The sequence below is a fragment of the Plantactinospora sp. CA-294935 genome, from assembly GCF_050936445.1.
In the GTDB taxonomy this organism is placed as follows: domain Bacteria; phylum Actinomycetota; class Actinomycetes; order Mycobacteriales; family Micromonosporaceae; genus Plantactinospora.
This window is the reverse complement of record NZ_JBNJMU010000001.1, coordinates 6,123,141-6,148,243: the sequence shown is the minus strand read 5'-3', so window position 1 is coordinate 6,148,243 and position 25,103 is coordinate 6,123,141. Positions and strand designations below refer to the sequence as shown.

Genomic DNA, 25,103 nt, shown 5'->3' with positions numbered 1-25,103 from the left:
CGAGGACGGTCAGGGTTGGTGAACCTGACCGCCTCGACTGCACCCGGCTGTGCACGTACCCGATGGGTCTGCATTCGGCGCAATGGCGCCGAGGGTGCGCTACCCGATGGCGAAGCTGGGGTGCGGCGGTTGGTTGTAGGCGGTGTTCTGCCAGGCGACGGCGACCCGGTACTGCCGGTCCTGCATCAGGGAGGGCCGGGCGATGCTGGTCGAGTCGGTGGTGGAGTAGATGCGCAGCGCCGAGTTGTTCGACGTACGCCAGATGACCTCCTCACGCCAGTCACCGAGGATGTCGGCGGAGAGTGCCGGGGTGGACTTGGTGCCGTTGTTCGAGGCGACCCCGGATCCGGTGAGCAGCCTGGTGTCGCCGCCGGTCCCGTACTTGTCGATGTGGGTGCCGTCGAGCAACTCCCGCTGCGCGTCGCCGTCCCACCAGATGACGAAGTTCGCCGAGGACGGGTTGCGGCCGATCGAGGCACCGGAGCTGTTGTACAGGTTGCCCATCTGGGTGCCGGAGCCCCAGAACTCCGCGCCGGGGCTGCCCGCGTAGATGTCGGCGGCCACGCCCCGGCCGGGACCCTCCGCTCCCCCGTTGTTCGGCCGCTGCCAGATGACCTGGCCGTTGCTGCCGGCGTGCACGTCGGCAGCCGGCTGGTTGCCGGACTCGTGGATGGTGAACACCTCGAGGCCGGCCCGGCTGGGGATCAGGTCGCCGACGTGCATCGCGTCGCCGTGCCCGAAGCCGGTGGAGTACATCAGGGTGCCGTTGTCGTTGATGGTGGCCGACCCGTAGACGATCTCGTCACGGCCGTCGGAGTCGACGTCGGCGATGGACAGGTTGTGGTTGCCCTGCCCGTACGCACCGCCGCTGCCGGAGTCGTAGGTCCAGCGCCGGGTCAGACTGCCGTTGCGGAAATCCCACGCGACGATCACGGCCCGGGTGTAGTAGCCCCGCGCCATGATCAGCGACGGTCGCTGCCCGTCGACGTACGCGGTGCCGGCCAGGAACCGGTCGACCCGGTTGCCGTAGTTGTCTCCCCAGGAGGAGACGTTGCCGCGCGCCGGCTCGTAGTTCACGGTGGCGAGCACGGCGCCGGTCTGGCCGTTGAACATTGTCAGGAACTCCGGACCGGCGAGGATGTAGCCGCTGGAGTTGCGATGGTCGGCGTTGGCGTTGCCGATCACCTGCCCGGTGCCGGAGCGGGTGCCGTCGGCGGTCTTCATCGCCACTTCCGCGCGGCCGTCGCCGTCGTAGTCGAAGACCTGGAACTGGGTGTAGTGGGCACCGGCCCGGATGTTGCGGCCGAGATCTATCCGCCACAGCCGGGTGCCGTTGAGCTTGTAGGCGTCGATGTAGACGTTGCCGGTGTAGCCCGACTGTGAGTTGTCCTTGGCGTTGGACGGGTCCCACTTGAGCACGATCTCGTACTCGCCGTCGCCGTCCAGGTCCCCGACGCTGGCGTCGTTGGCCGAGTAGCTGTACGACTCACCGCTGGGCGTCGAGCCGCCGGGCGGGATCTGCAAGGGCACGTCACGTGAGGTGGCGAACGGTACGACCTCGGGCTCGGCGGCGGAGCGCAGCTCCACGCCTGCGGTGACCGGGCGGACGGAGTAGGTCGCGTCCGCAGGCGCACCGGCGTCCAGGTAACTGGTGGCCGTGGTGATCGGCGTGGGGTTGATTCTGACTGCGTCCCGGTAGACGTTGAAGGCGGTGCCGGGCGGATCGGTACGCAGTAACCGCCAGGACACGAAGTTGCCCCTGTCGGAGCGGATCGCGATCGCTCCGCGGTTCAGCTTCTCCGTCGTCGCATGGGCGTCGGGGGGTGCGGAGGCGGCTCGGGCGGAGAGCGGGCCGGTTGCGGCGTGCGCGCCGGTCGGGGCGGCGATGCCGGCAGCCACGACGGTGATGGCGGTTGCCGTGGCGAGCACGAGACGCGGAGCTGACCGGACGTGGGACAGGCCGGTCGGGGGGTGGTGGTTGATACGTTTCATTGGACCGTCCAGGTAAGGGGTGCACAGGAATGCGCACCGATGGATGTTGAGTGGCCTCGTACCGGGTGATGCCCTGACGTTCGATGTTGCACCGTCTACCGAGGACGACGGCCGGTGTTGACGCGAACGGCATCGTCCCTTGAGCGGCGTCAGCCCACCGACCGCAACTGTGAGCGCTAACAGATGCGGCGACCCTCCGGGCGAGGCGGCCCCGCTCGCCGCGCACCCCCGAGCCCGCCCCGAGGCCCCCGTCGCCCCTGGTCCGGTCTAGAGGACATCCGCCACACGATCGGTCAATACACTTGCATAGACGAATGTAAACATGGAGCGTATGTGCGTCAAGTGCTCCCCGGCGGACCAGCCAGGACAAACGCTACTCCTCCGCCACCCGGCCAGGCCCTCCAGGCCGACCCAAAGGCCTGCACACCGGAACCGTTCACGAACCCAGGACCCCCCTCCCGACCGACCGGAGGCGCACCGTCGCCGACCTTGACATCGCAGTTACGAGCGTCAACACTTCAGCACAAGCCCGAAACAACCGCCTCTGACGAACCAGGCGAATGTGAGCGCTAACATCAATTCGGCGTGATCCGCAGCCGGCCCGGGTCGGCCGACCGGCTCGCCAGGTTCTCGTCTCGGCACCTGGCGGTGTGTCCCACAGCCTGCTGGAGGACCCATGACCAAGCGCAGGACGCTGCTCGTCGCAGCGGGCGCCGGAGCGTTAGGTGGCGCGATCGCCGGAGGCCCAGCCCGCGCCGACGTCACGATCACGATCGATCCTCGCGCCGACTACGGCGGGTGGGAGGGCTGGGGCACGTCGCTGGCCTGGTGGGCCAACGTGTTCGGCGACCGGGACGACTTCGCGGACATCTTCTTCACCACCGGGTCCGTGGCGTACAACGGCGCCACGCTCCCCGGTCTCGGCCTGAACATCGCCCGCTACAACCTGGGCGCCTGTAGCTGGAACAGCGTCGACGGCGAGACGATGGTGGCCTCCCCCAACATCCCCCGCTTCAAGCAGATCGAGGGCTTCTGGCAGGACTGGCACAACGAGGACCCGGCGTCGTCGGCGTGGAACTGGAACGTCGACGCCACGCAACGCGCCGCGCTGGCCAAGGCGGTCCAGCGAGGGGCGATCGCCGAGCTGTTCGCGAACTCCCCGATGTGGTGGATGTGCCTCAACCACAACCCGTCCGGCGCTGCGGACGGCGGTCTCAACCTCCAGTCGTGGAACCACCGTCAACACGCCCTGCACCTGGCGGTGACCGCACGCTACGCCCGCGACCGCTGGGGCGTCACCTTCCGCACCGTGGATCCCTTCAACGAACCGTCGTCGAACTGGTGGCGGGCCGGCGGCACGCAGGAAGGATGCCACATCGACGCCACCACGCAGCGCAGCGTGCTGGCCAACCTGCGCACCGAACTGGACCGGCAGGGCCTGACCGGTGTCGCCATCTCGGCGTCCGACGAAACCAGCTACGACCTGGCCCGTACCACCTGGAACAGCTTCGACGCCGGCACCAGGGCGGTGGTACGGCAGGTCAACGTGCACGGATACCAGGGCGCCAGTGGTCGACGCGATCTGCTGTACAGCGACGTACGCGCCGCGGGGAAGATTCTCTGGAACTCGGAGGCCGGCGACAGCGACGGTACCGGTATCACCATGGCGCGCAACCTCTGCCTGGACTGGCGCTGGCTACATCCGACCGCGTGGTGCTACTGGCAGGTGATGGACCCGAGTGCGGGCTGGGCGGCCATCCAGTACGACTTCAACACCCTGCGCGCCGGCGCCGTACAGCCGAAGTACTACGTACTTGCCCAGTTCACCCGGCACATCCGCCCCGGCATGCGGATCATCGACACCGGCGTGGACCACGCCGTCGCCGGGTACGACCCCGGCGCTCGCCGGCTGGTCATCGTCGCCGTCAACACGGGCGCCGCCCAGACCCTCACCTTCGACATGTCCGGCTTCGGCCAGGTGACCGGTGGCTCCGCCGGCCTGGTGCCGCGCTGGTCCACCGTGCCGGCCGGCGGTGACCGGTACACCGAACGCCAGGACACCCGGGTCGACGGCAAACGGGTCAGTGTCGCCTTCCCCGCGGCATCGGTGCAGACCCTCCAGGTCGACGGTGTCACTGTGTAGCGCGCGACCGGACCCCGACCGGTCACCGGTCGCACCGCGACGAGATCTCAGGGATTGTCCATGGACCTGTTGCAGCGGATGAGGTGCAACACCCGCGACGAACGGGCACCGCGCCTCGACCAGTGCGAGACGTCGTCGTGGAGTGCCTGGATCCCACCGCCGGTACCGGCAGCACGATGCCGGACGTCCGAACCCACCAACCACCGCCGTCCCACCGTCAGGGTTGGCGCAGCCGTGCCGTTCTGCGACGCCCGTACCGGGCCATCGTCGCGCTCCGTTCGAAGCGCCCCGTCTCCAGGAGTTGAACATGTCCGTCGTTGAACGGCCCGCCGGCCTGGACCGTCGTCCCCGTCGCCTCGGCGCCGCGCTGGTCGGCACGGTGCTCGTCGCCGGGCTCACCGCGCTCGTCCCCAGCCAGCAGGCCAGCGCCGCCACGATCGATCCGTTGGCGTACTACCAGATCGTGTCCCGGCACAGCGGAAAGGCGGTCGAGATCGCCGGCCGGTCCACCGCCGACGGGACGGCCGTTCAGCAGTGGGCCCGGACCGGTCAGACCAACCAGCAGTTCCAGTTCGTCGATGCCGGCGGCGGCTACCACAAGCTGCGTGCCCGGCACAGCGGCAGCCTCGTCGACGTCTCGGGCTCCTCCACCGCCGACGGCGCCGATGTCGTGCAGTGGCCCGACAACGGCGGTACCAACCAGCAGTTCCGGGTCGTGGATACCGACAGCGGGTATGTCAAGCTCGTCAACCGCAACAGCGGCAAGGCTCTGGAGGTGTGGGACTGGTCGACCACGGACGGCGGCCGGATCTCGCAGTACACCGACACCGGCGGCGCAAACCAGCAGTGGCAACTCGTCCGCACCGACGCGCTCCCGCCCACCACCTACGCCGGCTACCTGTTCAGCTACATGACCGGCGAGGGTAGCGCCAACGGCGAGCAGATCTACTTCGGGTTGAGCCAGGGCAACGACCCGGTCCGGTGGCGGCAGCTCAACGGCGGACAGCCGGTCCTCACCTCGAACGTCGGCACCAGGGGTGTGCGGGACCCGTTCATCATCCGTGCTCCGCAGGGCGACCGCTTCTACCAGATCGCGACCGACCTGCGCATCTACGGCGGCGGCAACTGGGACGCCGCGCAGCGCACCGGCAGCAAGTCCATCGTGGTCTGGGAGTCCACCGACCTGGTGACCTGGAGCGCCCCCCGGCTGGTCCGGGTCTCGCCCGACACCGCCGGCAACACCTGGGCGCCGGAGGCCTACTACGACGACAGCATCGGCCAGTACGTGGTCTTCTGGGCTTCGAAGCTCTACGCCGCCGACGACCCGAACCACACCGGCAGCAGCTACAACCGGATGATGTACGCGACCACGCGCGACTTCCGCACCTTCAGCCCCGCACAGGTCTGGGTGGACAAGGGCTACTCCACCATCGACTCCACGCTCATCAAGGACAACGGCAGCTACTACCGCTACACCAAGGACGAGCGCAGCTCCTCCCAGTCGGCGTGCGGCAAGTTCATCCTGGCCGAGCGGTCCGCCACGGTCCTCAACCGAAACTACTCGTTCGTCCGGGAGTGCATCGGCCAGGGCTCGCTGAGCCAGGGCGAGGGGCCGCTCGTGTTCAAGTCGAACACCGAGAACCGGTGGTACCTCTACATCGACGAGTACGGCGGCCGGGGCTACATCCCGTTCACCACGACCGACCTGGCGACCGGCCAATGGAGCATGGTCTCCGGCTACACGATGCCCGGTCGGCCTCGCCACGGCACCGTCCTCCCGCTGACCCAGGCCGAGTACGACGGCCTCGCCCGACGCTGGGGGTGAGTGGCGCAGAGCCGTCGGGTATCTCCGGGCACCGGGGTAGGCCGACGCTCCGGGTCACGACGCCGGCTCAGCGCTGGTCCCGGCGGACGCCACGCTCACGGTCCTCGCCGGCCGGATCGACGTCCTGGACATGATCGCGCCAATCGGTCAGGTGATCGAAGTGCCGGCTCAGTACGCACGCGTACGCTTCGGACCGGGCAACCTCGCGTAGGCTGACCTGTCCCTCCAGGACCTCTCGGGCGAACCTCCGCATCTCCTGGTCCGGCGCGCGGTCCCGGAGTTGGCGTAAGCCCGCCAGCAGCACTCGGGCGGCCTGCTGGTCGCCCCCGGTCATCGTCACCAACTCGTCGTAGACGGTCACGGTTGCCTCGGGTGGTCGTACGGTTGGGCCGGCAGCTTCAACGACTTGAGCGCGTCCAGGTCGGTCAGGGCCTTCACCGCTCCGGCGATGGCCTGCAGTGCGGTGGTGGCGGCCTGGATCTTGCCGGCTGCCTTCTGGATCAGCTGCTGGATGCGCAGCACCTGTGAGGCGGCCAGCGTGCCACCGGCCCAGCCGCCGATCCCGCTCCAACTCGTCAGCGCACCCAGGCCGGCGCCGAGTCCGCCGACCAGCACCGCGTCGGTGATCGCGCTGATGATCCCGGCGACCTGGTTGGCGAGCAGCCACACACCCTGCGCGGCCTCCTGGTACTGCACGGACACCTCACGCAGCACGGACTGCGCTCGGTGGCATGCCGCCGCCACCTCGGCGAAGTACGCCGTCGCGCCGCTCGCCGCGTTGCCGGTCCAGTACTGGTCGACCTCGTCCGTGGCGTGCTGGATATTGCGGCCCACCTCGGCCAGACACGCACCCAACCGGTCCAGGGCGAGGCCGTAGCGGGCCAGCGCTCGCCAGTCACCGGTGAACGGTGTGGTCAGCGATCTGATGACGTCGTAGCCGAGGGTCTCGCGGAGCAGCCAGTTCAGCCAGGATGCCGGACTGACAGGTTCGAAGACCGCGTTCAGGTCGAGGTACCCGTTGCCGACGCTGGCTTCCGGCTCACCGGGGTCGGTCAGGTGGTGAGTGGGGTCGCTCCCGGCGTACAGCGGCCCGTGCGGCACCGTGGCTGTCTCGCGCCAACCCGGCGGCTGGTACCACGCCACAGGCGCGGCGTAGCCGCGGTCCAGTTCGGCGGCGGCGGCAATGTCGGTGTTGACGTAGTAGTGCGCGGCGGAGAACAGCTCGAAGGCCGACTCGCTCAGCAGGTCCTCCAGGTGGCGCAGCGCATCGACGAGGTCGTCGCTCGCGCTCTCGTGGGCGGAGCGAAAGAGGCTGATCAGCCCCTCTTCCTGCCAGCTGAAATCGGCGTATCCGTAGATGTAGGACCGGGCCGCAAACACATCCCGGCCGAGGTCGCCGATGCGCGAGGCGAACGATTCGAGCCCGGTTGCCTCAACGCGCAATGTGCTCATGCCGCTCCCCGCGTCGCCGTGCCTGGTTCGTCCTCGCGTGTCGAGCCGGCGCCGTGAGCCGGTGCACGGTGCCAGCCAGCGCCTCCGCATCCGGTACAGCACCGACCGGGCGGCGCAGTCGGCCCGGCGGCAGCGCCGCCGAGGAGGCGTATCGCGGCTATCAGGGTATTGACGTACGGACCTGAGCTGTGTCAGGTGAACACCCCACACATGTTCGTTCTCAGTACCGCTGGCGGCGCTAGAGTGTCTGCCGGCCATGCCTTCAAGCTGAGGGGCGGTGGGCACGGTTCCAGGCTTCGGTGATGTGGTGAAGGCGACCGACGGCGGGGAGTCGTCGGTGCTCCTGTCGCGGTTCGGCCGGCGCTTCGCGGCCGTTGTCCGGGTCGCGATCTTCGGGCCGGTCGCCGTCATCGGGCTGCTTCGTGCCACGGACGAGCACGTGACGTCGACGGCACTGGTGGTCGGCTGCGCCGCGGTGTGGAGCGCAGTGTACGTGTGGTGGCTGCTCCGACGGACGGACCTGTGGGGAGCCGGGGTGGACGCCGCGGTCATGGCCCTGGTGTGCCTGAGCATCTTCTGGACCGACGCGGCGGAGCACGAGAACATCGGTTGGATACGCCTGCTGGTCAGCTTCGCCTGCGTGACCTATCAGTGGTATACGCCGCTGGCGTACGGCATCGCGGCGACCGCGGTGGCTGCCGGGACGTTGCTTGCCGTCGTGCTGAGGTCGGATGCGGCGGCGAACGTGGTGCACGCCGCGATCTGGGTGCTGGCGATCGCGACGCTGTCCCGGGTGGCGTGGCTGCTCGTGGAGCAGGGAGCCCGCAGCGCGGATCGTCTGGCCCGGGACGCGGAGAACGCGCGCAGGGCGCACCAGGTCGCGGCCGCGGTCCGGGCCGACGAGCGGGAACTGGTCAACGCGCTGCACGACACCGCTGCCACGACTCTGTTGATGGTGGGCGGCGGTGAGGTGCGGGCCGGGAACGACTGGCTCGCACCACGGGCCCGGCGGGACCTGGAGATGTTGCGTGCGTACGGCGAGCAGGTGGGTTCTCACGCCGATCTGGTGCAGTTCCTCGGCGCGGAGGTGGAGGCGGTGAACCGGCTGCCGGTACACCTCTCGACCCCCTCGGACCTGCTGGTGCCCTACCGCGTCGGCCGCGCGCTGGCTGACGCGGCGCGCGAGGCGATGAACAATGCCGTCCGGCATGCCCGCGCACAGGAAATCACGGTGCGGCTGAGTGGAGGGCCGGCACGGTTGCGGCTGGATGTCGCCGACGATGGCGCGGGCTTCATCCCCGAACAGGTGCCTGCGACCAGGCGAGGCCTGCGGGACTGCATAAGCGGCCGCTTGGCCGCGATCGGCGGTACTGCGACGGTCACCTCCCGGCTCGGCGAGGGCACGCTGGTGCGGCTGGAGTGGCACGGTGGATGACGATCCCCGGGAGGCGATCGAGCGAGCCACCCGGGCCCAGCTGATCGCTCGGCTGCGGTTCGGGGTCCTGGCCGTCGCAGCGAGCGGTCTGCTGCTGCTGAGCCTGCCCAACATTCTGCGGCACTGGACGTGGTACGAGCCGGCGTGGGTACAGATGTGCGCGTTCGCCTTGCTCGCCGGGCTACTGTCCGTCGAGGCGGTGCTGGTGGCCCGTGGCCGACTGTGGCCGGTGGCGTGGCGATGGCCGGCCGTGGCGGTGGTCCTGCTCTGTTCAGCGCTGTCGTACGCGGCGCTGCCCTACGGCCACGCGGCCCTGGCCGGTGACTGGATCTTCGGCGAGGCGACCTGGGTCGGCCTGGTGATCCTGCTGAGTCAACCGCTGCGGGTCCATCTCGGATTTCTCGGCGCCCACTGGAGCGTGGCGCTGGTGAACGTCCTGTTGTCCAGCGACGGCGATCGGGCCATGCTCCTGCGGTTCGCGACGGGGTCGATCGGGGTCATCGGCTACCCGATGTGCATGGCGATAGCTGCCGCCGCGTTCCGGAACATCGCCGCGTCGGCGGCCGCCGCCAAATGGGAAACCGAGCGGATATCGGTCGCGGAGGCCGCGGCGGTCGAATCACACCGACGGCGGCAGCAGCGGCTGGCCGACCTGGACCACAGCACGATCCCGTTGCTGGAAGGGCTGTCCAGCGGACGGCTCGACCCCCTCGACCGACAGGTCCGCCGCGCTTGCGCGATCGAGTCGGCCCGGATGCGGCGGTTGTTCGCCGAGGTCGACATCGCGCAGAACCAGCTCTTGCACGAGCTGCGGCACTGCGCGGATGTCGCGGACCGCAAAGGCGTACTCGTGGAGCTGGACGCCCGAGGCCAATGCCCGGACCTTCCGCTGCCGGTCCGTCGCGACCTCACCGAGGCCCCGCTCACCATGCTGGCCACGGCGGCGTCGTGGGCGCGGGTCACCGTCATCGGCACTCCCGACCTGGTGTCGGTCAGCGTCGTCGCCGACTGCGGCCAGGTCGACCTGCCGCCGCCCGAGGTGCCGGGGGTACGGCTCGACACGTTTCGCAACGAGGAGAAGCTGTGGGTGGAGGTGCGATGGCGGGCGGACCCATAACGGCAGTGATCGTTGACGACCATGTAGCGATCGCCGCAGGCGTGCGCTACTGGTGCAGCCAGGCGCGGCCACCGATCGAGCTGATCGACGCGGAGGCCCGATTGGCAAACGTGTGGACGGGCCCGGGCGCAAAGGCCGACGTGGTCATCCTCGACCTGGAACTGATACCCAAGACGCCCGCCTTCGGCGAGCTGAGCCGGCTTGTCGACCACGGTCGCCGGGTCATCGTCTACTCCCAGCACACCGACAGTCGTACGGTGCTCAAGTGCGTGAACCTCGGCGCGCTCGCGTACCTGACCAAAACCGAGGGGCAGGAGCACCTGGTACCGGCCATCCAGGCGGCCGCGAACGGCAAGCCGTACACCGCGCCTTCGCTCGGCGGAGTGCTGATAACCGACGATGATCCGGGCCGCCCCCGGATCTCCCGTCGGGAGACCGAGGTGTTGCGCGCCTGGTTCGCCTCCTCCTCCAAGGAACTCGTCGCCGCCAGGCTGAACATCAGCGTGAAAACCGTGGACACGCACATCGAGCGGGTACGGGTCAAGTACGCCAATGTCGGCCGGCCGGCCCGTACCAAGAGCGAACTCGTGACCCGAGCCCTCCACGACGGCCTGATCACACTCGACGAGCTGGACGGGTAAGGGGTCAGGGGGCGAGCCGGACGGGCAGCGTGCGGTACCCGTTCGAGACGAAGGACTCCAGTGGAAGCAGCTCGCCCGGCTCGGCGGCCAGGGTCAGATCCGGAAAACGCGCGAAGAGCGCGGGGAGCGCGATCGCGGCCTCCAACCTGGCCAGTGGCGCGCCGAGGCAATGATGCACGCCGTGGCCGAAGGCCAGATGCTCCTTGGCCGCGCGGGTGACGTCGAACCGGTCGGCGTCGCCGCCGTGTACGAGCGGGTCACGTCCGGCCGCCCCGTAGCAGGCGAGGATGGCCTCGCCCGCGCGTAGCGTGACGCCGTCACCGACGTCGATGTCCTCGACGGCGAAGCGCAGCGGCAGGTTCGGCACCGGCGCCTGGTTGCGTAGCGTTTCCTCGATCACCTCCCCCCAGCCGACCCGCCCGCTGCGGACGAGGCCGAGTTGGTCGGGGTGGGTGAGCATCGCGACAACCGCGTTGCCGAGCAGGTTGACGGTGGTCTCGTGGCCAGCGCTCACGAACAGCCCCAGCGTGTCGACCAGTTCGTCCTCGGACAGCGACGACCTGTCGTCGCGGGCGGCGATCAGGGCCGAGGCGAGATCGTCGCCGGGTCGCTGGCGCTTCTCGGCGATCAGCTCCCGGAGGATCTGCTGTAGGCGCGGGAAGGCGGCGACGGTCTCCTCGGGCGCCTTCCCGATGTTGAACAACGCGTCCACGCACCGGGACACCTCCTCGCGGGTGGCGTCGTCGCTGATGCCGAACAGCTCGCAGATCACCGTGATCGGCAACTGGTAGGCATAGCGTTCGCGCAGGTCGACCGGCCGGTCCGGGGGTAGGGCGGTCAGCTCGGTCAGCAGGTCGCCGGTGATCGCCTCGACCCGCGGCCGCAGTGCGGCGATCCGGCGTGCGGTGAAGGTGCCGGCAACCAGCCCGCGCAGCCGCCGGTGATCGGGCCCATAGGCGGTGAGCATGTTGCGGACGGCCACCCACGGGAGCAGCGGCCAGTCGGAGGAGATCTCGCCGTTGATCCATGCCGGCCAGTGCTGGTAGGCGTCCTTGGACACGCGCGGGTCGACGAGCAGGCGCTTGAGCAGCCCTTGGTCGCTCACCGCCCAGGCCCGCACGCCGCCAGGCATCTCGACGCGGGCGACCGGGCCTACTCGGCGGATGCGCTCCGCGTCGCCGAGGATGTCGCGACCAGTGGGGTCGATGACGAAGGTACCGACGTCAGGGGCGTCCATAAGTCCTCTCCAGGGTCACGGTTGGTGGGGCCGTGCTGCTGAGCCCCGTGCGGCGTGGGGTCCCGAGCAGCACGGTGCCGGATCCCGGCGGCGTAGGACGCCGCCACGCCGCGCGCATCGGTCACATCGACAAGTATCGACCGAGTCGCACCGGTCATCCAGGGAGTGGTTCTTCCGGAATGAAACGGACCCGCTCCAGGCGCGCGGCAGTGTACGCAGCGGTCATGCCGAACCCGGTCGACCGCGACGAACCGGACAGCAGGATCCATGTCATCTGCGACGCAGGCCAGGTGCGCGACGTGCTCACGACAGGCCGGCCTGGTGGGCGAGGACGGCGGCCTGGACCCGGTTCTGCGCGTCGAGCTTGATGAGGATCGAGCTGACGTGCGCCTTGACGGTTCCCTCGACGACGTGCAGGGAGCGGGCGATCTGGCCGTTGGAGTGTCCGGCGCCGAGCAGCGCGAGTACCTCGCGTTCCCGCTCGGTCAGCGACCCGACGCGCCGCGCCGCATCGGCGGCCCGGCGGCGGTGACTGTCGCGGTAGGTTCCGATGACCTGCCGGGCGATGGCCGGTGAGAGGAAGGCGGCCCCGTCGCTGACGGCGTGCACCGCGGCGATCAGTTCGCGCGGGTCGGCGGCCTTGAGCAGGAACCCGGCGGCGCCACCGCCGAGCGCCCGCGCGATGTACTCCTCCTCGCCGAAGGTGGTGAGCATCACGATGCTGGTGGTCGGTACCGTGCCGGCGATCTCGTCGGCCGCGGCGAGTCCGTCGAGAACCGGCATCCGGATGTCCAGCAGCGCGATGTCGGGACGGTGGGCGCGGCACAGCTCGACGGCTCGGCGTCCGTCGGCGGCCTCGGCGACGACCTCGATGCGGTCGTCGGTGTCCAGGATCGCCCGGACACCGGCGCGGATCATGGCCTCGTCGTCGGCCAGCAGTACCCGGATCGGGGTCACCATCACACCTTTTCCATCCGGTTCTTGGCGACGAGTACGTCTTCGTCGCTGAAACAGAGTCGGTAGACGCTGGCGGCGTCGCTGAACAGGCTGGCACCGGCCTGGAAGTAGGCGCAGGTCGAGCCGGCCGGGGTCGGTGGCTCGTTCAGGATTCGCGGCAGCGGGTCGATCTCGCGTGGCGGCAACTGCGGCTGGATCTGTGCCCGCGTCTGGCCGAGCCGCAGGTGTTGGTACAGCTCGTCGGAGAGCCCGGTGCGTGACACGGTGTACATCTGCAGGATGGCGAGGGCCGCGACGAGCAGGAGCGCGGCGCCGAGGGGAAGGGCGGCGGACTGCATCTGCCGGCGGCGGGTGAGCCGCCTCGTGCCTTGCAGTTCGAATCCGGCGGGACCGTCGTCGAGCCGCGATCCGGCGTCGTCGGGCAGCACCGCGGTGACCGCCCAGCCGCCGTCCGGCCGGGGTCCGGCTTCGAGCCGGCCGCCGACCAGCCGGACCCGCTCGTCCAGCCCGATCAGCCCCTGCCCGCTGCCGGCACCGTCGCCGGGCCGCGCCGGTGCGTCGTTCACGATGTCGATGCGGGTGCCGGCGTGCTGGCGGGCGATGGTGACGGTGACCTGCGCTCCGGGTGCGTGTCGGGCGGCGTTGGTCAACGACTCCTGGACCACGCGGTGCACCGCCTGGCTGCTCATCGGCAACCATGTCGGGCCTGATCCGTCACGGCGAAGCCGCACCTGCATGCCGGCCGTGACGGCGCGGCGGACCAGATCGTCGACGCTCTCGTCGGCCGGTTGCAGATCGGCGGCGGCATCGGCGTTGCCGAGTACCCGGAGGATGTCGCGCAGCCGTTCGGTGGCCCGGACCGCGCTCGCCCGCAGTTCTCCGGCGGCGTGCCGGTGCTTGTCGGTGAGGTCGCCGGCCAGTTCCAGCGCACCGCTGTGCAGCGCGATCAGGGCCAGTTCGTGTCCGAGCGAGTCATGCATGTCCCGGGCGATCGTCGCCCGCTCGCGCAGCCGGGCCTGTCCCGCGACGATCGTGCGCTCGCGCTCGCCGTGCTCGGCACTCAGGCGCCGGTAGCGGCCCACCCACCACGGCAGCACCGAGACGACGAACAACAGCAGGACCAGCGTGAGCCAGTACGACAACGGATCGGTGGAGCGCCACAGCGCCACCGCGAGCCCGGCGAACGCCGCCGCCGTGAAAACCCACAGCGCGACCGAAAGCGAGGCCATCCGCCGCCCGGCCACGAAAGCCGGCACGATTGCCACCAGGGGCAGCCAGCCGCCGGTGGTGAAGACCTCCGAGACCGACACCCCGGCCGACACGATCAGCAGCGGTGTCCACGCCCGGTCCGCCCGGTCGTAACGCACCAGGCCACGATACATACGCTGGTGCCGGCGGCACCCTTGACGAAAGTCAGGGGCAGGCCTGACGACAGACCGATGTCCGGCAGGCCGGTTCCTCGTAGCGTCCGGGACATGATCAGAGCCCAAGGACTGCATAAACGGTACAGCGGGAAGGTCGCCGTCGATGATCTCTCGTTCGATGTACTTCCGGGTATGGTGACGGGTTTCCTCGGTCCCAACGGGGCCGGCAAGTCCACCACCATGCGTCTGATGCTCGATCTCGACCACGGCGGCGGCGAGACACTGTTCGACGGACGCCGGTTCGGCACGATCCGGCATCCGATGCGCCAGATCGGTGCCGTACTGGAGGCCAGGGCGTTCCACCCGACCCGCACTGCCCGGAACCATCTGCGGATGCTGGCCGCCGGCGGCGGGATCCCGGCGGCCCGGGCGGACGAGGTGTTGGAGTTCGTCGGGTTGGCGGAGGTGGCCCGGAAGAAGCCGCGGAGCTTCTCGCTGGGCATGGCGCAGCGGCTGGGGCTGGCGCAGGCCCTGTTGGGGGATCCGCAGACGCTGATTCTCGACGAGCCGGCCAACGGGCTTGACCCGCACGGCATCCACTGGCTGCGCGACATATTGAAGTCGCTCGCGGCGCAGGGCCGCACCATCCTCGTCTCCAGTCACCTGCTGTCGGAGATGGAGCTGATGGCCGACGAACTGGTGGTGATCGGCCGCGGAAGAATGATCTACAACGGCGACGTGGACGGGTTCGTGAAGCAGTTCACCCAGGCGACCGTCCAGATCCGCAGCCCCCGGGCCGACCGGCTCGCCCAGGCGCTGAAGGGTACCCACGGCGTCGAGGTCGAGGTCGCCGATGACGGCACACTGCGGGTGTCCGGGGCCGACGCGGCCGACGTGGGCGAGATCGCGTTCGCCAACAACATCCCGCTGCACGAGCTGACCACCCTGACCGCGTCGCTGGAAACGGCGTTCATCTCCGCCACCGGCGCATCCGAGGAGTACGTCGCCCGGCAACTCGGCACCGCCGGCGGTGCCGCATGATCGACGCGTTGCGCTTCGAATGGGTACGCCTCCGTACCATCCGCTCGACGTACTGGCTCATCGGCCTGGCCCTGCTCCTCAACGCCGCGGTGGCGTTCCTGGTCAATCTGGCCACCCGTAACAATCCACTGGACACCGACATCGTCGGGGCTACCGTGACCGGCGGAGGCACCGCCTCGCCGCTGCCGCTGCTGGCGGTGTTCATGGCCGCCGTCGGCATCCTCGCCACCGGTCACGAGTACCGGTACGGCACGATCCAGCCGACGCTGACCACCATTCCGCGCCGAGCCACGGTCCTGACCGCCAAGCTCGCGGTCGTGGCCGCCGCGGCGGTGGCGGTCACGGTCGCCTCCATGCTCGTCAACGTCGCCGTCGGCCTCGTCTTCTGGGGTGAGTTCCCAGGGCTGACCGAGCAGCCTCTCGATGCGGCGCTGCCCGGCTACGTCCTGCTCGTCGTGCTGTGGGCCGTGCTGGGCGCCGCACTGGCCCAGTTGTTCCGCAGCGTGCCGGCGGCGCTGGTGGCGATCCTCGTGACGCCACTCGTCGTGGAACAGATGATCTTCAGGCTGTCGCTCGTCCCCGCGCTCGACTGGCTCGCGCCCATGATCAAGTTCTTGCCGTTCTCCGCCGGCCTGCGGCTGGTCGACCTCAGCGGAACCGCCGCTCTCACCGACGCCGACAACTTCGACCTGTTCGGCCGCTGGGCAGCCGGTGGCGTCTTCACGGCCTTCGTCGTCATCGTCCTGACCGCCGCCTGGACATTGTTCGCGCGCCGGGACGCCTGACGGGAGCTGTCGGGTGAGCCATCGCCGATGGCCCGTCGCGTAGACGCGCCATCCCGACCAGAGGGGTCTCGGCCACGGTGCGGGGATCTGTGCCAGCGTGGCCGCCCGACTCGTGACGCCACAGCCCGGCACCGCGACGAAGGCGCCTGGACGCTGACCAAGATCCGCCTGCCGGCTGGCCGTGACCATGCGTGTCCCAGGCACCGAGGAGCAGGACGTGCGGCACACTCGCCCAGGTCGTACCCCCGCACCGCGACGGAGCCCGGCGGCTCGTGCCGCACGGCAACTCGACGCCGATATCGGCCGGACCGACCGGCGGCCGATATCGATGTGCGGGCAACTGCTCGCGGGAAGGACGGCGGCCTCGCCCGGGGCACTCGGATGCGACGGGCGGAGGTCACCGTCCCGCGGACAACGAGCGGCGGCCCGGCGGCTGGCGGAGTCCGCCGCAGCTCGGACGCCAGTCCGCCCCGTCCCGACTGTCCACCGTCAGACCAGCCGCCGAGGCCAGTCCGAGCCCGAGCAGGAACAGCAGGAGCAGGAGAAGTGACATAACATTGCCCACCTCAGCTATTTCATTGACTGAGTCAACAGTATCACCAAACGGCGCCGACCGGCGCCCGGGCACGGGCGTGACCTTGGGAAGGGCCTGTGTGGTCGAGGGGCAACAGTCAGGTGGTGGTGGGATCTCCGGCGCGCAGTCGATGTCCGGCCATGCGGTCACGGGTGGCGTTCAGTCGAAGGTGATGACCGACCGCTTGCCGGAATGGCCCTTGGCCATGTTGTCGAGCACCGTGTTGGCATCGCGCAGCCCTATCGGGGTGATCTCGGGCAGGATGTCGTGTGCCGCCGAGAACGCGAGGGTGTCGCGGAGGTCGTGCGGGGAGCCGGACGGATTGACCATGACGTGCAGCCGGTTGAGGACCATTGTCTGGGTGGGCAGGGTCAGCGGCTCGGGGTCGTACCCGCACAGCACGAGCCAGCCGTCGGGCGCCAGACCGGGAAGCGTCGCCGCGGCGGCCGAGGTGGACGGCGTGGCGTTGAGGACGAGGTTCGCACCGCAGCCGTCCCATGCCTTGAGTGCCTCGGCCGGGTCGGTCTGCTGGGTCGCGATGAACTGCTCGGCGCCCATCTCCCTCGCGGCTGCTTCGCCCCGGTCAGTCCGGCCGATGACGGCCACCCGGGCTCCCATGGCGACGGCGTAGCGGGTCGCCAGCGCGCCGACGCCCCCGGTGCCGATGACCGCGACGCGCGAGGTGGCGGTGATCCCGCCCTGCCGCAGGCTGTTGAAGGCGGTCAGGCCCGCGCACATCAGCGGGGCCGCGGCGACCGGGTCGAGCCCCTCCGGCAGCGGGGTCACGAAGTCGGCCTTCAGCACCGCGTACTCGGCGTAACCGCCGTCCAGCACGATGCCCGTGATGCGCTTACGAGGACAGAGGATCTGCTCGCCGCGCACGCAGTAGTCGCAGTGGCGGCAGGAGTCGCCCAGGAACTGGGCGCCCACGGACGCACCGACCTCGGGCCACGACACGCCGGGGCCGGTAGCGGCCACCACGCCGGTGATCTCGTGGCCGGGGACGACCGGGAAGCGGGCGATGGGCCAGTGGCCCTGGAGCAGGTCCAGGTCCGTGTAACAGATCCCGCACGCGCTGATCTTGACTAGGACCTCGCCCTGTCCAGGTTCGGGTACCTGGCGTTCGGTGACCGTGAGCGGCTCACCAACTGCGGTGGCAATGGCCGTAAGCATGGGCAAACCTCACTCCTATCCGCATAAGCGGTCGAACATCCCCTCCCCCACGGCGGCGGGGCCGCGCACAGGACATCCGGCCACCCCCGCACGAAGCTCACGCCTACCCGGCCGGCCAGCCGAGACACCTGGACCGCCGCCGCTCTTCCAGCATCCGGAGCGCCTAGGCTGGCGGTGTGATCCGGCTGCGGATGGGTCTGGCTGACGTGGCCAGAATGCGGTTTACGCTCTCGCCGCTCGCCGAGGTGATCGAGAGCCTGTACCAACTGTCGTCGGGACGGGTTGCGCCGCTGCACCAGGGCTGGCTGGCGGCGACGCGGGACGGCCTCCGTGGGGTGGACATGGCGCTGTTGGGCGCGGTGGTGCCGGCGAGCGCGTACGTGGCGGACTTCCTGTTCGTCGCGGCCACCGATGCCGGCACCATCGACGACCAGCTAACGCTGGTTGCCGAGTCGCCCGTGGCGGAAATCCGTGCCGACCTGGCGGCGGTGTGGGAGCGGGAACCCATGCCGGCGCCGGCCCAGGCATTGGTTGCCGAAGGGGCGGCCGGCGCGCGACGGTTGGCCGACGAGCTGTGGCGGTACTGGTCGGTGGCGCTCGAACCGCACTGGCGGGAGCTACGCGCGGTGCTGGAGGACGATGTCGCGTACCGGGCTGGTCGGCTGACCGGCGGTGGCGTCGACGCGCTGCTGTCGAGCCTGCACCCGGAGATCAGCGTGCGGGGTGACATCCTGCGCATCGACAAGCCCCGGCACTCGGTGGAACACGACCTGGCCGGTGACGGGCTCCTGCTGGTGCCGTCGGTCTTCGCGTGGCCGAACCTGGTGGTGGACAAGAGTCCCGACCGACCGGCGAGCCTCATCTATGCCTGTCGCGGAGTCGGCACCCTGTGGGGAGGCGATTCCCGGGACGCCGACTATGACGACGACGCGCTGGGTGCGCTGCTGGGTCACAGCCGCGCGGCGATCCTGAGCTGTCTCACGCTGCCGAAATCGACCACCGACCTCGCCCGTGAACTCGGTCAGAGCGCACCGTCGGTCAGCTTCCACCTGTCGGTGCTGCGCCGCAACGGCCTGGTGACGTCGTGGCGGTCCGGGCGCCGGGTGTTGTACCGGCGAACGCCGCTGGCCAGCGTACTGGTCACGGCCGGTGGTTCCGGGTTCGAGCGGAGCTGGCCGGATCCCGGCTGAGGTGCCGACGGCGACGCCGGATTCCAACCCCATCGAATCGTTGGTGACCTCCGGGCAGGGCTGCCACGGTGAGCGGACGCAGGCATTCGACGCGCTACGGTGCCCGGTCGAGTCGCAGTCGGACGTTCATCCCGACCATCACCGCAGACCGTCGTCCTTGCCGATCACTCGAACAAGGAAGGCTGGAATCGTGCGGAACGAAGATACCCGTGGCCTGACCCGTCGCACGGCCTTGCGGGCGGCCGCGACGGTCGGCGCTGTCGCCGGCCCGCTCGGGCTGGTGGGCACAGCGGCATCCCCGGCGGCTGCCGAGCCCGGGGCGACGTTGCCGGCGGCCACAACCGACGTGACACCGTTCCGGTTGTCGGTGTCGGACAGCGCGCTGCGCGATCTGCAGCGGCGGTTGGCGGCGACCCGGTTTCCGGAGCGGGCGACTGTTCCCGACGGATCCCAGGGGGTGCCGCTGGAGCGGGTACGCGCCCTGGTCGAGCACTGGCGGACCCGGTACGACTGGCGTCGGGTCGAGGCACGGCTGAACGGGTTCGGCCAGTTCCGCACCCAGATCGACGGGTTGGGGATCCACTTTCTGCACGTACGCTCCCGGCACGCCAGCGCCGTACCGGTGGTGCTGACCCACGGCTGGCCGGGTTCGGTGGTGGAGTTCCTCGACATGATCGGGCCGTTGACCGATCCGACGGCGTTCGGCGGAAGCGCCGCGGACGCGTTCCATGTCGTGGTGCCGTCCCTACCGGGCTTCGGATTCTCCGACAAGCCGGGCACGACCGGGTGGAACATCCAGCGGATCGCGAAAGCCTGGGCGGAACTCATGTCCCGGCTCGGCTACCGTCGCTGGCTCGCTCAGGGCGGCGACCTGGGCGGCTCCGTAACGCATGAACTCGCCAAGCTCGGGCCCGCCGGACTCGCCGGGATCCACCTCAACTTCTTCCCCGTTTTCCAGCCGCCGGTCAGCGACCCGCCGACGCCCCCGGAGCAGGAGGCGCTGGACAAGCTGCGGCGGTTCTTCGACGACGGCGCCGGCTTCATCTACCAGCAGTCCACCCGCCCCCAGACGCTGGGGTACGCGTTGACCGACTCCCCGGTGGGGCAGGCGGCGTGGATCTACGAGAAGTTCATGGAGTGGACCGACAGCGACGGCAATCCCGAACGGGTCCTCGGTGTCGACCGGATGCTCGACGACATCATGCTGTACTGGCTGCCTGGCACCGCCGCCTCCTCGGCGCGGATCTACTGGGAGGACGCGCGGGCCGCCGGCACGGCCGACGACTTCACGGTCCCGGTCGGATTCACGGTCTTTCCCCACGAGATCATCCCCACTCCGAGAGTCTGGGCCGAACGCGTCTACGAGTCCAATCTCGTCTACTTCAACACGGTCACCCGGGGCGGCCATTTCGCCGCGTTCGAGCAACCGGAAATCCTCACCGAGGAGTTGCGGAGGTTCGCTCGCCTGGTTCGTTGACCCACCGGGTACGGCATCGGGCGGCTGAGCATCCCCGGTCAGTCGGCCGACGACCGGCCGGCTGACCGGGTAACGACCGTCGCGGGGTGGGCGTCCGTACCGCCCCGCGGCGGCATCCCGCGACGGGGACACCCTGGTCGCCCGGGTGCTGGGCGCTCGGTTCCGGGTGCGGTACGCGGCCTTCTGCCCCGTGGTGCCGCAGCGGTAGCGTGTCGGGCTGGTGCCCGGACCCGTGGCTGAGCTTTGACGGCGGATGGATCGCGAGGCGGCGGCCCGCACGGTGTGGGAGGCGGACCGGACGATCGCCCGGCTGTGCGCCAGGAGCTACGTACAACAGGTGTTTCCGGGAGCGGTACCTCTCCGGGGCGGGGACGGCGAGCCGACCGAGCCCGACGAGCTTGACGCGGTGTGGCGGGTGCCGGACGACGACGGCCCGCAGCTGCTCGTGGTCACCGCGCTGGCCGGCGAGTACACGTTGCCACGGCGGCAGTCTCCGGGTGGCAGGACGGTGGTCGCCGGCACCCGCGACTACCTGCGGCACGCCGCCGACCGCCTCCGCGAGCACGGGAAGGGCGATCTCGCCGGGGCGATCGAACAGGACATGTACGCCGACCGGCTGTGGTACTTGAACTGACCACCGTACTGGCCGTTGTCGATGGGGAGCACCGGGTGGAGACCGTCGAGGCCCGGCAGTACGACATCAGCGACGCCAGCCTGCTGCATGCCCTGCTGGCGGCGATCCGTGCCGGCGACCGCGGCGCGGTGGAGCGGTTGCGGCAACCGTTCGGTGAGAACCTGCTCAAGGCTCTGGTCGAGGCGTACCCCTCGCTGGACGACTGGACACAACGTGCCCACCTGATCCGGGCAGTTTCCGGCAACCACGATCCAGCAGTCGCCCCCGTGATGGCGGCCATCCTCGACATCCCGGACGACGCCGGTGGACCAGACGACCCGACCTGGCACGCAAGGTCCGGGCCATCGGACTGAGCATGTTGGAGACCGGTGGCTCCGTCGAGCGTTTCATGCGCTACTACGAGGACGACGAGGCCGCCGCCGGGTCGATCGCCCGCTACCGGGCCGGGTAGCCCCGGCTCCTCGCCGTCCCGTTCCGCAGCCCGGCAACGCACGGTCTGTGCCGGGCGCTGCAGTCGACGTTACCGCCGTTGCCCAACTGGCCGTAGGCGTTGTTGCCCCAGATATAGGCCTGACCGGTGGAGGTGTCCGCCACGCTCCATAGAATGGCCTGGTGAGCGAATCGGACCGTGAGCCGGTCCGGTATGACTGTTCTGGTCGGCCCGGATGAGCGCACCTGGGGCATCGTGCACCTCTGACCGCACGCGCACGGCCGGGCGGCTACCGATCCACCGGACCGGCACGTCCTCCCATCGCAGCCAGCAGGGTCAGGGGTGGTCAAGGGACTCGGCCAGGTCCACGCCGTCCAGCCGGGCCAGCACCATCGCCTGGAACCGCGGACAGGACTGGTAATCGGGGTGCCGGCAGCGCAACCCGTGCTCCAACAGCGTCTGCGACAGCGCCAGCCGGGCCATCCGGGCCCGCACCTGGGCCAATTGGCCGCGCAGCACCTCCCGCCGTCGGTCGCGGTCCGGGGCGGTGAACAGTTCCCGCAACTGCTCGAGGCTGAAGCCGGCATCCTTGCCCAGCAGGATCTCCGCCACCCGGGTCACGTGCGCCGGTCCGTACACCCGCCGGCCGGCCACCCGCCGGGCCGGGGACAGCAAGCCCATCTCCTCCCAGTGCCGCAGCACGTGCGTGGCCAGTCCGAACCGGGCCGCCAACTCGCCGATCCTGTATTCCACCCCACCACCACCCCAGTTCAGGTGCACCTTAACAAGAGCCGGGTTGACTTCAGGTCAACCTGAACTCGCAGACTCGGGCCATGGCCGACACGCACACCGCCTACACCGACACCGACACTCTGATCCGGGTACTCGACGCCGCCGACGCCATGCCCGGTGCCGCCCAGCTCCGCGCGCGTACCTATGAATTGCTGCGGCTGGCGCCAGGCGCGACCGTGGTCGACGTCGGCTGCGGCACCGGACGGGCCGTCGCCGAACTGACCAGACAGGGCGCCACCGCGATCGGCGTGGACCCGGATCCGGCGATGCTGACCGCCGCCCACACCCGGTTCCCCGACATCGACGTACGCGCCGCGGACGCCGCCGACCTGCCGCTGCCGGACGGGCAGGTGCGCGGATACCGGGCGGACAAGGTCTACCACGTCCTGCCTGACCCGCACGCCGCGCTGGCCGAAGCCCGCCGGGTCCTCGCCCCCGATGGGCGGATCGTCCTGCTCGGCCAGGACTGGGACACCCTGGTGATCGACTCCGACCAGCCCACACTGACCCGCCGCATCGTGCACGCCCGCGCCGACACCCTCCCCCACCCCCGCATCGCACGCGCCTACCGTGCCCTGCTTCTCGACACGGGCTTCCAGAACGTCGAAATCGAGGTTCACACCTCGGTGTTCACCGAGACCACGATGCTGCCGATCCTCACCGGACATGCCACCGCCGCACGCAGGACGGGTGCCATCAGCGACGACCAGGCCGAGCACTGGGTCGACGAGCAGACCCAGCGCGCCCGGGACGGACGGCTGCTGGTCGCCATCCCGATGTTCCTGGCCTCCGCCACCCGCTGACCTCACACACGTCGGGCGCTACGTCCCCGCCGCCGAGCGGTGAACTCCGGGAGGTGTCGGTACGGGCGAGCCAGCTCGTCCGCCGTCACCGACCAGATCGTAGGAGGTCAGCGCCATCAATACTTCGCCACCTCCCCTCACTCCTCGCGGTCGTCGGTGAAGGCCGCGGCCGGGTCGAGGAGCTGACCTCGTGCGTACTCCTCGGTGAAGGCGGCCGGTCCGAGCGCCTCGGTCGCGGCGGCGCGGGCCTTGGCCAGGTCGGCCGCGTCGTCGGGATCCGGTACCTGGCCGAGCGACGCGAACGCGGCGTCGGCGACGCCGATCATCCGCGCTGTCCGCGCGTGATCGCCCTCGACCGAGGCGAGCGCGGCGCCCGCCACGCAGACGTACGGCACGAAGTCGGCCCAGCCGTTGCGGAACACCCGCTCACGGCCCTCGGCGAACAGCTCTCTCGCCACGTCGAGATTGCCCAGACCCAGCTCGCAGAAGGCGAGGTTGTGATATTCCGAGTTCACCATCCTGGGCTGGCCGAGCGCCTCGTTGAGGGCGATGCTCTCCAGGTACAGCTCCCGCGCACGGAGCAGGTCGCCGGACATCCGGGCCACGGCTGCCAGTACGTGCCTCGGCCGTTCCTCAAGGCTCCGGTCACCGGAACGCACCGCGACCGCGAGCGCCTCCCGAGCCCGAGCCTCCCCGCCCGGCAGGTCACCGCCGCGGATGGCCACCCGCGCCAGGCTGTACCGGGCCTCCACCTCGCCCGCCGGGTCGCCGGCCGCCCGGGCCCGCTCGATCTCGGCCTCGCTCATCCGCACCACGGCATCGCTCTCACCACGCCGGAAGGCCGCACGCACGTCCGCGCTGAAGTTCATGACTCGTATCTCCCACATATTTTCCCGGCGCGCTCAGGAAAGGTCCGGCGCTCGACCTCTGAACCACTGTTCGACCTCTGCAACTGCTGGAGCGGCGCGGTTTTCAACCTCCCCTTACGGTCCGGCGGACCGTAAGGTCGGACGCGGTGTGTGAGCGCCGCGCGGTCCAGGTTGAAAAAGGTTCAGTCTTGGACAAATGTCACCGTGGAGTGTTTCACCGGGTGGGAAGGGCGGTGTCGCGCCACTGCCCCGGGGTCACCCCGTGGTCGGCGCGGAAGCGTTTGACGAAGTAGCTGACGTCGGGATAGCCGACCCGACGGCTGATCGCCGCCACGGTCAAATCGGTCTCGGTGAGCAGTAGACGCGCCTGCTGCATGCGGCGCTGCGCGATCCACTGCTGAACGGTCCGGCCGGTCTTGCGGCGTACCACGGTGGTGAGGTGGCCGGTGGTGAGCGCGAGTTCGGCGGCGACGTCGGCGAGCGAGATGCCCTCGTGGTAGCGCTGCTCGATGGCGTCGAAGACGGCCGCGAGCAGCGGCTCGTCCGAGGACCGCAACTGGTCGGCGACGCCGGTCGACAGCCGAGCCGCAGCCACGAGCAACAGGGTCAGGTGGGCGAGGGCGGCCTCCTGGTGGCCGTCGCGCCGGGCCCGTAGCTCGGCATCGAGCGCGGCGAAGCGCTCGACCCACCCCGCGCGGTCGGCCGCTGGGATGCGCAGCCGCTGCGCCCGATCGGTGCCCTGCGCGAACGGGAAGAGCAACGGGTGCGCCCGCCACGACGAGTAGGCCCCGGACATCCCGGGCCGCACGACGTCGGCGGGAAACCACACCACCCAGCCGTCGGTGGCGACCTCCTCGTGCGGGTCACGGAGCGAGACGACCTGCCCCGGTGCGATGACGAACACGTCGCCGTCGGTCACCGTCCATCTCCGGCCGTCGATCAACACCACCCCGTCGGCACGATGCGCGTAGAAGAGCGCCAGGAAGTCGTGCGTGTGCGCGCCGCCGCCGGCAGGGCCGACCGGCAGGCTCTCGGGGACCCGGGCCACCGCGACCGGGGCAACGCCGGGCACGTGGCCGAAGCCGATGACCGGTACGCCCTGGCCGGTCACCCCGACAGGGCGGGACCCCGGAACCAAACTTTGTCGCATCTCAGCCATATTTCCGCCATTG

At 69.9% G+C, this 25,103-nt stretch carries 24 protein-coding genes; 12 read left to right on the top strand and 12 right to left on the bottom strand.

What is annotated here, in order from left to right; translation table 11 throughout:
* Positions 1 to 99: 99 nt before the first annotated feature.
* Positions 100 to 1,992 carry a rhamnogalacturonan lyase gene (locus ACQEVC_RS27185; protein ID WP_432882799.1) on the bottom strand — a complete coding sequence of 631 codons (1,893 nt, stop codon included), beginning with the start codon at positions 1,990 to 1,992 and terminating at the stop codon, positions 100 to 102.
* A gap of 676 nt (positions 1,993 to 2,668) precedes the next feature.
* Here ACQEVC_RS27185 and ACQEVC_RS27180 point away from each other — a divergent pair.
* Both ACQEVC_RS27180 and ACQEVC_RS27175 read left to right on the top strand, forming a co-directional pair.
* Positions 2,669 to 4,135 (top strand): glycoside hydrolase, encoded by a 1,467-nt coding sequence (locus ACQEVC_RS27180; RefSeq protein ID WP_432882796.1) that lies wholly within the window; start codon positions 2,669 to 2,671, stop codon positions 4,133 to 4,135.
* 307 nt (positions 4,136 to 4,442) lie between these two features.
* The gene (locus tag ACQEVC_RS27175) at positions 4,443 to 5,960 is read left to right on the top strand and encodes an RICIN domain-containing protein (RefSeq protein ID WP_432882794.1); all 1,518 of its coding nucleotides are present in this window, start codon (positions 4,443 to 4,445) and stop codon (positions 5,958 to 5,960) included.
* A gap of 67 nt (positions 5,961 to 6,027) precedes the next feature.
* Here the strand turns inward: ACQEVC_RS27175 and ACQEVC_RS27170 are convergent, their stop codons facing one another.
* Together ACQEVC_RS27170 and ACQEVC_RS27165 are read right to left on the bottom strand one after the other, a co-directional pair.
* Positions 6,028 to 6,321, bottom strand: a complete 294-nt coding sequence (locus ACQEVC_RS27170) for a hypothetical protein (RefSeq protein ID WP_432882792.1) — start codon at positions 6,319 to 6,321, stop codon at positions 6,028 to 6,030.
* Complete coding sequence (locus ACQEVC_RS27165) at positions 6,318 to 7,697, bottom strand: type VII secretion target (RefSeq protein WP_432882789.1); 1,380 nt, start codon at positions 7,695 to 7,697, stop codon at positions 6,318 to 6,320. The genes ACQEVC_RS27170 and ACQEVC_RS27165 overlap by 4 nt, the downstream gene beginning before the upstream one ends.
* On the opposite strand from ACQEVC_RS27165, the gene ACQEVC_RS27160 reads away from it, so the two are divergent.
* Genes ACQEVC_RS27160 through ACQEVC_RS27150 form a run of 3 tightly spaced genes read left to right on the top strand, consistent with a single transcriptional unit; the run spans position 7,690 to position 10,605 of the window.
* A complete protein-coding gene (locus tag ACQEVC_RS27160; RefSeq protein ID WP_432882788.1) occupies positions 7,690 to 8,847 on the top strand; it encodes a sensor histidine kinase in 1,158 nt (385 codons plus the stop codon). The two genes, ACQEVC_RS27165 and ACQEVC_RS27160, sit on opposite strands and share 8 nt — an antisense overlap.
* Positions 8,840 to 9,964 (top strand): hypothetical protein, encoded by a 1,125-nt coding sequence (locus ACQEVC_RS27155; protein ID WP_432882785.1) that lies wholly within the window; start codon positions 8,840 to 8,842, stop codon positions 9,962 to 9,964. Before ACQEVC_RS27160 ends, ACQEVC_RS27155 begins: the two co-directional genes overlap by 8 nt.
* Complete coding sequence (locus tag ACQEVC_RS27150; protein WP_432882783.1) at positions 9,946 to 10,605, top strand: response regulator; 660 nt, start codon at positions 9,946 to 9,948, stop codon at positions 10,603 to 10,605. Before ACQEVC_RS27155 ends, ACQEVC_RS27150 begins: the two co-directional genes overlap by 19 nt.
* A 4-nt stretch (positions 10,606 to 10,609) precedes the next feature.
* On the opposite strand, the gene ACQEVC_RS27145 is transcribed toward ACQEVC_RS27150, so the two are convergent.
* From ACQEVC_RS27145 to ACQEVC_RS27135, 3 genes are all read right to left on the bottom strand, one after another.
* Complete coding sequence (locus ACQEVC_RS27145) at positions 10,610 to 11,842, bottom strand: cytochrome P450 family protein (RefSeq protein ID WP_432882781.1); 1,233 nt, start codon at positions 11,840 to 11,842, stop codon at positions 10,610 to 10,612.
* A 303-nt stretch (positions 11,843 to 12,145) separates the two neighbouring features.
* On the bottom strand, positions 12,146 to 12,802 hold the full coding sequence (locus tag ACQEVC_RS27140; protein ID WP_432882778.1) for a response regulator: 657 nt from the start codon (positions 12,800 to 12,802) through the stop codon (positions 12,146 to 12,148).
* A complete protein-coding gene (locus ACQEVC_RS27135; RefSeq protein ID WP_432882775.1) occupies positions 12,802 to 14,166 on the bottom strand; it encodes a sensor histidine kinase in 1,365 nt (454 codons plus the stop codon). The genes ACQEVC_RS27140 and ACQEVC_RS27135 overlap by 1 nt, the downstream gene beginning before the upstream one ends.
* Before the next feature lie 108 nt (positions 14,167 to 14,274).
* Here ACQEVC_RS27135 and ACQEVC_RS27130 point away from each other — a divergent pair, with 108 nt between their 5' ends.
* The gene (locus tag ACQEVC_RS27130) at positions 14,275 to 15,204 is read left to right on the top strand and encodes an ATP-binding cassette domain-containing protein (protein WP_432882772.1); all 930 of its coding nucleotides are present in this window, start codon (positions 14,275 to 14,277) and stop codon (positions 15,202 to 15,204) included.
* Entirely contained in the window at positions 15,201 to 15,989 is a 789-nt protein-coding gene (locus ACQEVC_RS27125) for an ABC transporter permease (RefSeq protein WP_432882771.1), read from the top strand. Before ACQEVC_RS27130 ends, ACQEVC_RS27125 begins: the two co-directional genes overlap by 4 nt.
* A 397-nt stretch (positions 15,990 to 16,386) precedes the next feature.
* Here ACQEVC_RS27125 and ACQEVC_RS27120 read toward each other — a convergent pair whose 3' ends face one another.
* Both ACQEVC_RS27120 and ACQEVC_RS27115 read right to left on the bottom strand, forming a co-directional pair.
* Positions 16,387 to 16,542, bottom strand: coding sequence for a hypothetical protein (locus ACQEVC_RS27120; RefSeq protein ID WP_432882769.1), 156 nt, complete (start codon positions 16,540 to 16,542; stop codon positions 16,387 to 16,389).
* Between the two features lie 180 nt (positions 16,543 to 16,722).
* Positions 16,723 to 17,736 carry an alcohol dehydrogenase catalytic domain-containing protein gene (locus tag ACQEVC_RS27115; RefSeq protein WP_432882767.1) on the bottom strand — a complete coding sequence of 338 codons (1,014 nt, stop codon included), beginning with the start codon at positions 17,734 to 17,736 and terminating at the stop codon, positions 16,723 to 16,725.
* A 215-nt stretch (positions 17,737 to 17,951) separates the two neighbouring features.
* On the opposite strand from ACQEVC_RS27115, the gene ACQEVC_RS27110 reads away from it, so the two are divergent.
* The 4 genes from ACQEVC_RS27110 (at position 17,952) to ACQEVC_RS27095 (ending at position 21,390) form a co-directional block, all read left to right on the top strand.
* Complete coding sequence (locus ACQEVC_RS27110; RefSeq protein WP_432882764.1) at positions 17,952 to 18,926, top strand: DUF5937 family protein; 975 nt, start codon at positions 17,952 to 17,954, stop codon at positions 18,924 to 18,926.
* A gap of 190 nt (positions 18,927 to 19,116) precedes the next feature.
* Positions 19,117 to 20,403, top strand: a complete 1,287-nt coding sequence (locus ACQEVC_RS27105; protein ID WP_432882761.1) for an epoxide hydrolase family protein — start codon at positions 19,117 to 19,119, stop codon at positions 20,401 to 20,403.
* Positions 20,404 to 20,656: 253 nt separating this feature from the next.
* Positions 20,657 to 21,037 (top strand): hypothetical protein, encoded by a 381-nt coding sequence (locus ACQEVC_RS27100; protein ID WP_432882758.1) that lies wholly within the window; start codon positions 20,657 to 20,659, stop codon positions 21,035 to 21,037.
* A gap of 35 nt (positions 21,038 to 21,072) precedes the next feature.
* Positions 21,073 to 21,390 carry a hypothetical protein gene (locus ACQEVC_RS27095; RefSeq protein WP_432882755.1) on the top strand — a complete coding sequence of 106 codons (318 nt, stop codon included), beginning with the start codon at positions 21,073 to 21,075 and terminating at the stop codon, positions 21,388 to 21,390.
* Between the two features lie 82 nt (positions 21,391 to 21,472).
* Here ACQEVC_RS27095 and ACQEVC_RS27090 read toward each other — a convergent pair whose 3' ends face one another.
* Both ACQEVC_RS27090 and ACQEVC_RS27085 read right to left on the bottom strand, forming a co-directional pair.
* The gene (locus tag ACQEVC_RS27090) at positions 21,473 to 21,721 is read right to left on the bottom strand and encodes an RCC1-like domain-containing protein (protein WP_432882752.1); all 249 of its coding nucleotides are present in this window, start codon (positions 21,719 to 21,721) and stop codon (positions 21,473 to 21,475) included.
* Between the two features lie 82 nt (positions 21,722 to 21,803).
* Positions 21,804 to 22,220, bottom strand: coding sequence for a MerR family transcriptional regulator (locus tag ACQEVC_RS27085; protein ID WP_432882749.1), 417 nt, complete (start codon positions 22,218 to 22,220; stop codon positions 21,804 to 21,806).
* A gap of 80 nt (positions 22,221 to 22,300) precedes the next feature.
* Here ACQEVC_RS27085 and ACQEVC_RS27080 point away from each other — a divergent pair, with 80 nt between their 5' ends.
* A complete protein-coding gene (locus tag ACQEVC_RS27080) occupies positions 22,301 to 23,062 on the top strand; it encodes a methyltransferase domain-containing protein (protein WP_432882747.1) in 762 nt (253 codons plus the stop codon).
* A 137-nt stretch (positions 23,063 to 23,199) separates the two neighbouring features.
* Here ACQEVC_RS27080 and ACQEVC_RS27075 read toward each other — a convergent pair whose 3' ends face one another.
* Together ACQEVC_RS27075 and ACQEVC_RS27070 are read right to left on the bottom strand one after the other, a co-directional pair.
* Positions 23,200 to 23,931: a tetratricopeptide repeat protein gene (locus tag ACQEVC_RS27075; RefSeq protein WP_432882745.1), complete on the bottom strand. Its 732-nt coding sequence runs from the start codon at positions 23,929 to 23,931 to the stop codon at positions 23,200 to 23,202.
* 214 nt (positions 23,932 to 24,145) lie between these two features.
* The gene (locus tag ACQEVC_RS27070; RefSeq protein ID WP_432882742.1) at positions 24,146 to 25,081 is read right to left on the bottom strand and encodes an AraC family transcriptional regulator; all 936 of its coding nucleotides are present in this window, start codon (positions 25,079 to 25,081) and stop codon (positions 24,146 to 24,148) included.
* Positions 25,082 to 25,103: the final 22 nt, after the last annotated feature.